This is a genomic window from Neisseria sp. P0009.S007, assembly GCF_051962515.1.
The window spans coordinates 1-1,472 of sequence record NZ_JBQCVF010000321.1 but is presented as its reverse complement, the minus strand read 5'-3'; the positions used below and the strand labels follow the sequence as shown (position 1 = coordinate 1,472).

General features: G+C 50.4%; 1 pseudogene. It reads left to right on the top strand.

The features are described from left to right. Positions 1-1,472 (top strand): annotated as a pseudogene (locus ACTHS3_RS12890) (hypothetical protein); the annotation flags it as partial.

Below are 1,472 nucleotides of genomic sequence, written 5' to 3'. Positions count from 1 at the left end.
AATGCAGTCGGTGATGATTCTGTTGCAATCGGTCATCAGGCGCAGACAACGCAAGCTTATTCTATCGCCATTGGTAAGCAGGCAAACAGTTCAGGCCTTTATTCCACCGCTATTGGTTCCTTAGCCCAAGCTGCCGGACAGAATAGTTTTGCCGGCGGTAATAATGCAAAAGCAACTGGAAGCGATTCAGTTGCTTTGGGTAGTGGCGCGACGACTACGATCGGTAGCTCTGTTGCATTGGGTAATGGTGCTGTCGGTGCCGCCAATAATTTTGATGCAACAGCTAAAAATGCCTCATTCAAAAACGATAGTGGCGCTGCGACCAATGTCAGCTATGCTGCTTCTTCATCCTCTACAACAGGCGCGGTTTCTGTAGGCAGTGCAGGCAATGAACGTCAAATCCAGAATGTTGCCGCAGGTCGTATTTCCGCCACTTCGACCGATGCGGTCAACGGTAGCCAGTTGTACACAGTTATGAACAATGTTGGACACAATATCCAACAAAACGGTACAGACAAATCTCGTATTAACAACAACGGTACAGTCAACTACGCCGATGGCAACTTGACGACCGTTGCGGTCACCGATGGCGAGAATGCGTCAAAAGTTCAAATCAATGTCACTCAAGGCACATTGTCTGTCGATAATAATGGCACAGTGTCCGCGCCGACTGCCGGTGTGGCAACTGCCGGCGATGTAGCTAATGCCATCAATAATGCCAAAACCACAACCAAGGTGGCGGCAGGCAGCAACACGCATGTCAATAAGACAACTTCAGGCAAAGAAACCACTTATACCGTCAGCGCAGATAAAGCAACGGTACAAGTTTCCAATGCTTTGAATTTGACCTCCAATGCTACAACTGCAGCCGATGGTGCAGTAACAACTGATTACAGTATCGATCTCGCTCAAAGTACTAAAGATAATATCCAAAAAGGCGTAGACGCCAAAACCACCGTTGACAGCAAAGGCCTGACCTTCAACGGCGACAGCGGCAGCACCAATGTCGAAAAACTCGGTTCCACCGTGACCGTTGCCGGTGACGACAACATCACGACTGAAGCCCAAGGCGATACCGTTACCGTCAAGCTGAACAAAGACCTGGTAGTAGACAGCGTCAAAGCCGGCGACACCACCGTTAACAACGACGGTGTGAAAGTAGGCGACGATGTCGCATTGACCCAAGACGGCGTTAAAGCAGGTGACGTCAAACTGACCAAGTCCGGTATCGATGCTGCAGGCAACAAAGTGACCAACGTAGCCGACGGTGACCTCAATGCCAACAGCAAAGATGCCATTAACGGCAGCCAACTGTTTGCGACCAACCAAAACGTAGCCAACAACGCCGCCAATATCGCCAAAGGCATCAACTTCGGCGGTACCACCGGCAGCAACAACTACGCATTGGGCGACACCATCAATGTCAAAGGCGACAGCAACATCATCAGCGAAACCGTAGCCGGTGGCGCACA